The sequence below is a fragment of the Zetaproteobacteria bacterium genome (genome assembly GCA_003696765.1).
In the GTDB taxonomy this organism is placed as follows: domain Bacteria; phylum Pseudomonadota; class Zetaproteobacteria; order Mariprofundales; family J009; genus RFFX01.
The window spans coordinates 1-5,451 of sequence record RFFX01000019.1 but is presented as its reverse complement, the minus strand read 5'-3'; the positions used below and the strand labels follow the sequence as shown (position 1 = coordinate 5,451).

Below are 5,451 nucleotides of genomic sequence, written 5' to 3'. Positions count from 1 at the left end.
TGCCGCGCTCTGCCGCCTCCGCCTCGGTCAGGCCGATCGAGCCGACCTGCGGCTGGCAGTAGGTGCAACCGGGGATGCGTTCGTAGTCGATCGGGTGGGGATTGCATCCTGCGATCGCCTCGACGCAGACGATTCCCTCATGACTGGCGACATGGGCCAGTGCCGGCGCGCCGATTACATCGCCGATGGCGTAGATGCCGGGGTGGTCGGTGCGGTAGTAGTCGTCCACCGCGATGGTGTTGCGATCGACCTTCACCTTCGTCTGCTCCAGCCCGAGACCGTCGGTGTTGCCCAGCACGCCGACGGCGACCAGCACCTGGTCGCTTTCAACGCGCTGCTCCTCGCCATCCTTTTGGTAGACGACCACGCCGCGCCCCTCTTCGTTGCGCGCCGACTGGACCATGGCGCCGGTGATGGTGGTAATCCCTTGTTTTTTGAAGCTTTTGGCGACCACGGCGGCGATCTCGGCATCCTCCAGCGGCAGCAGCTGATCCGCCGCCTCCAGCACCGTCACCTTGCTGCCCATGGCGTTGTAGAAGTAGGCGAACTCCATGCCGATCGCCCCGGAGCCGATGATGGTCAGCCGCTCCGGCAGGGATCCGGGCACCAGCGCCTGCTTGTAGGTGACTACCACCTCTTCGTCGATCTCCATGCCGGGGAAGGCGCGCGGCCGGGCGCCGGTGGCGATGATCACATGTTTGGCCGTGACCTGGCGTGTCTCGCCCTCGTGGGTGACCAGCAGGCGATCGGGGCCGTCGAAACGGGCGGTGCCCTCGATGTGGGTCACCTTGTTCTTGCGGAACAGGAAGCCGATCCCCTTGTTGAGTTTGGCGGAGATCTTGCGCGAGCGGGCGACGGCCGCGGCCAGGTCGGGCGCCGGTCTGTCGATGCCCAGCCCCAGCTCCTTGCCGTGGTGGCGGATGGTCTGCACCAGCTCGGCGGTGCGCAGCAGCGCCTTGGTAGGGATGCAGCCCCAGTTGAGGCAGATGCCGCCCAGGTGAGTCGATTCGATACAGGCGGTCTTCAACCCGAGCTGTGCGGCACGGATCGCCGCCACATAGCCGCCGGGGCCGGCGCCGATGACCGCCACATCGTATTCGCCGTCGGGGTTGAACAGGCCGGATGCCTTGCCGGCTCCAGCCTGTTGGTCGGAAGAAGCTTCCGTCGGCTGTGTTGCGGCCTGCTGCGTGGGCGCGGGCGTGGCCGACCCGGTGGCCGCCGCCTCCGGCTGCGCATCGGGGGCGTCGGCCGACGGTTCCGCCTGGTCGGGCACCTGCGGCCGGTAATCTTCAGGAATCTCCTCTCCCTCTTCGGCGACGACGGCGATCGGCGCGCCGACCGGCACCACCGCCCCTTCCGGCGCCAGGATGGCGTGCAGGATTCCTTCGTCGACCACCTCCATCTCCATCGTCGCCTTGTCGGTCTCCACCTCGACCAGTACCTCGCCGGAGACCAGTTCGTCGCCCTCCTTCTTCAGCCAGCGGGCGATCTTCCCCTCGGTCATGGTGGGAGAGAGCTGATTCATGAAGATGTCGATCGGCATGGCGCGCGGCTCCTGCGGGTCGGGATTCGGAGTGTTGCGGCGGGAACTCTAGCTGGCGCCGGAAAAGGCGCCACAGCCAGAGGGATCCGACCAGCAGCATCAGGGAGGAGAGCACCATTCCCATGGTCAGCGGGCCGTAGAGGAACCCGAGCTGCGGATCGGGCTGGCGGAACTGTTCGCAGAAGATGCGGGCCGATGCGTAGCCGACCAGAAAGAGGGCGACGCGGGCGCCGTCGGGCCAATCGCGCCGGCGCTGGCTCCAGAGCAGGGCGAAGAGCAGCCACCCTTCGAGGGTCATCTCGTAGAGCTGGCTCGGGTGGCGCGGCTCGGGGCCGGCGGCGGGGAAGACCATCGCCCACGGCAGGTCGGTCACCCGCCCCCAGAGTTCGCCGTTGATGAAGTTGCCGATCCGCCCCAGCGCCAGACCGATCGGCGCGACGGTGAAGAAGCGGTCGGCCAGTTTGAGCAGCGGCAGGTCGTGGCGGCGGCAGTACCACCAGCCGGCAATGATCGGGCCGACCAGGCCGCCGTGGAAGCTCATCCCCCCCCGCCAGACATAGAGCATCTCGATCGGGTGGGCGAGGTAGTAGGGGAGGTTGTAGAAGAGGATGTAGCCGATCCTGCCGCCGAGCACCACGCCGAGGATCAGTGTGGAGAAGAGCCCCTCGTAGGCCTCGGGGGTGACCACACTCTGCCACAGCCCGTCCCGCCGCAACTGCCAGCGCACCAGATGCCATGCGGTGACGAAGCCTGCGATGTACATCAGGCCGTACCAGTGGATGGCCAGCGGCCCCAGCCGGAGGGCGACCGGGTCGATCTGCGGCGCGGTGATCACCTCACGGACGTTCGGTCCGCGGTGCTGGAGCGTGGAGGGTGCCGGCTACCATAGCAGCAGGAACAGGGCAGCTCCCAGCAGGATGCGGTAGACCACGAACGGCCCCATGCCGATGAGGTTGAGATATTTGAGGAAGTAGTGGATGCAGAGCCAGGCGGAGAGTGCGGAGAGCAGGTAGCCGAAGAAGAGGATGGCGGCGCTCTCCGGCTGTGGGCCGGTTGATTGTACCCACTCCTTCACCTTGAGGCCGCCGGCGAGCACGATCACCGGGATCGACAGCAGAAAGGAGAAGCGGGCGGCCGCCTCACGGCTGTAACCGAGCATCAGCGCTGCGGTCATGGTGATTCCGGAGCGGGAGGTGCCGGGGATCAGCGCCACCGCCTGGGCGGCGCCGACCAGCAGGGCATCACGCAGGCTCCAGTCGTCGTCGCGCAAACGGCGGCTGCCGCGCAGGTCGGCCCAGCCGAGCAGCAGTCCAAAGAGGATCGAGGTGGTGGCGATGACCGCGATGGTGCGCAGGTCGTGCTCGACGACATCCTTGAAGGCGAGGCCCGCGGCACCGACCGGGATAGTGGCCAGCAGGATGTACCAGGCCAGCCGTCCGTCGGGGTCGGCGTCGATGCGGCGGGCGGCCAGGGTGCGGGCGAAGCCGGTGGTCATGGCGGCGAGTTCGCTGCGGAAGTAGAGGAGGACCGCGGTGAGCGAGCCGAGATGGAGCACGCAGTCGAAGGCCAGCCCCTGGTCGGGCCAGTCGGTGAGCATCGGCAGCAGGGCGAGATGGGCCGAGGAGGAGATGGGCAGGAATTCGGTCAGGCCCTGGATCAGGGCGAGGGCGGCGGCCTGGGCGGCACCTACGGTCTGTACAATCATGGGCCAACGCTAACGGCGGCCCGGGAGCGGCGCATCCTTTCCTTTTCCACATGGCTCCATGTGGTGAAACCATGTGGTTACGTTGGGGAAAATCCGGACATGGCCTTGATTCCTGTGCGGCTTCTTGCCTTGCCTATCCCCCAAATTGGGGATTGACGGTATCCGTACGTCTGCTGCGATTTGCCGGTCTGGTTTTCTTTGCGGAGGGAGCGATGACGTTCTTTCGATGGGCTTCCGTGGTCGGGCGGGCGGCACAGACCTTGTTGGTCACCATAGCAGTTTGGTTCATGTTTCCGGCCACATCGTCACATGCGGCAAGCCTGGGCACGATCACCGACGCCTACAGTGCAGCGGGGGTCTCCCTGGCCGCCAACCAGATCCGAAGCTGGCGGCTCGATGCCCCCGTTGGTCAAAAAGGGTACCGGATCACCGCCCCGGCATCGGCCGCTGTACGGCTGGAGTTGTGGGACATCTACTCGGATCCCGCCAATCCAAGGCGGATTTTGTCATCCTCATCCTCAACCCAGCCCACACTCCTTGTCGATCCAACGCTGATCCACGACGGCTACAGCTATCGGCTCGACCTGACAGCGATCTACAACAGCTCCGCCGTTGCCGACCTCTATGTCACGCCGGAGTACGCCCGCAGCGTTGTCTGGGATGACGGTACCGTTGAGAACGGCACCCAGCTTGCCCTGCCGGCGGACAGTTACGGCGGTGACTATCTGTTCAAGGTGGTGGCGCAACCGGGGATTCATGGTGGCTGGCGCAGTCGGCTGAATGTGCTTCAGGGCGAGGCCGATATGTATATGCAGGCCACCAATGCACCCACAGGGAACGGCAGCTACTACTCGACCCGCGTCGGTCCCGATGCCATCACCCTCGACAACAGCCAGTTTACCCCTAATTCCGTGTGGTATATCCGCGTGCATGCCACCCCCGGAGCGCAGTGGAATCTGGTCAGCGGTGATCTTTTTGTGCATGACCTCGGCACGGTCGGCACGACTGCCGCCGCCGGCGGACAGGTGACGGTGGGTCCTGAGGGCATGGCGACTTTTCGTGTTTCCATCGACAGCTACACCGAGGCGTGGCGCCTGTGGCTGAATGGCGACCCCTACGCCCTCTATGTGCGTCAGGGCAAGGCGGTGATCGCCAACGCTTCCAATACCTTCTTTGATCGCAGCGAATACGGCACATCCGATTATGGATCGGGCAGGTTGGCGCACGGCCAGATGCTGGTGGTGCCGCCTTATCTGAGCAATGCGGTCTATTACATCGGGGTGGCGGCGGCTCCCGGCACGGTGATCAACCTTGACTCGCGCAAGCAGCAGGTGCGGATTCCGAATGCCGAGCCGAGCTATGTCGCCGGCGCCTCCGGTAAGGCCAATTTTGATTTCACCCTCACCGGCACCGATGACGCGGGCTTTGGTTATGTCACCTACAGGATCGATGTGCCCCTGCAGCAGATCGCCTGGCAAACCAACTTGAGCCCCACCAGTGGCAATGCCAATCTCTATGTGCGCAAGGGCGCAGTGCCCAATCTGTGGAACAACGACGGATTCTCCGAGGCACCGGCCGGTGTCACCGACTCGATCACCCATGTGCCGCCAACGCTGACCAACGGGGTGTGGTATGTGACCGTGCACGGCATCGGCGCCTACAGCTTCACGCTGACCAGCAACAATCCGGTGATTACACCGGCCGCCGTGATCAACGATCCGGCCGCCGTCGGCAACCCCTATGCATCCACCTCACCGCTATCCAACGGAACGGCGTTCCAGAACCAGTCCGGCTGGCGTTATTATCAGGTGACGGATGTGAACGCCTTCCTGTCGCAACTCGGCTGGCAGTTGGCGCTCTCCAACGCCACGCCCGGCACCCAGCTGGCGATCCGGCGCAACGCGGTGCCGAGCAGTTGGAATTACCGCAGCAATGGTTCCACCTACGATAACAGTTCCAGTCATATTGACTATTCATCCGCCAGCGGATTGTTGCAACTCCCCTCCCTGCCCGCCGACATCTGGTATATCGGTGTTTATAGTCCCGGTCAGGCATTGGGAACCTTTAACCTCACCACCAGCGCGATTCCCTCGCCGCAGATCGGCTTCAACGGCGGTTCTGTTTCGGTTGTGGATCAATACGCGAGCACCTGGAAGTTTTTCAAGGTGACGGTGCCGGTGGATGCCTACGGCTGGGATCTGCG

At 64.6% G+C, this 5,451-nt stretch carries 3 protein-coding genes and 1 pseudogene; 1 reads left to right on the top strand and 3 read right to left on the bottom strand.

Annotation, left to right across the window (positions count from 1 at the left end; all coding sequences use genetic code 11):
- From lpdA to D6682_01965, 3 genes and pseudogenes are all read right to left on the bottom strand, one after another.
- Positions 1–1,543, bottom strand: a 1,543-nt coding sequence (lpdA, locus tag D6682_01975) for a dihydrolipoyl dehydrogenase (protein ID RMH52407.1), incomplete at its 3' end; no start/stop codon positions are given.
- Between the two features lie 52 nt (positions 1,544–1,595).
- Positions 1,596–2,375 (bottom strand): annotated as a pseudogene (locus D6682_01970) (prolipoprotein diacylglyceryl transferase).
- Between the two features lie 48 nt (positions 2,376–2,423).
- Positions 2,424–3,248, bottom strand: coding sequence for an undecaprenyl-diphosphate phosphatase (locus D6682_01965; protein RMH52406.1), 825 nt, complete (start codon positions 3,246–3,248; stop codon positions 2,424–2,426).
- 287 nt (positions 3,249–3,535) lie between these two features.
- Between D6682_01965 and D6682_01960 the strand changes: the two genes are divergently transcribed.
- Positions 3,536–5,451: hypothetical protein (locus D6682_01960; protein ID RMH52405.1), on the top strand; the 1,916-nt coding region annotated here is incomplete at its 3' end.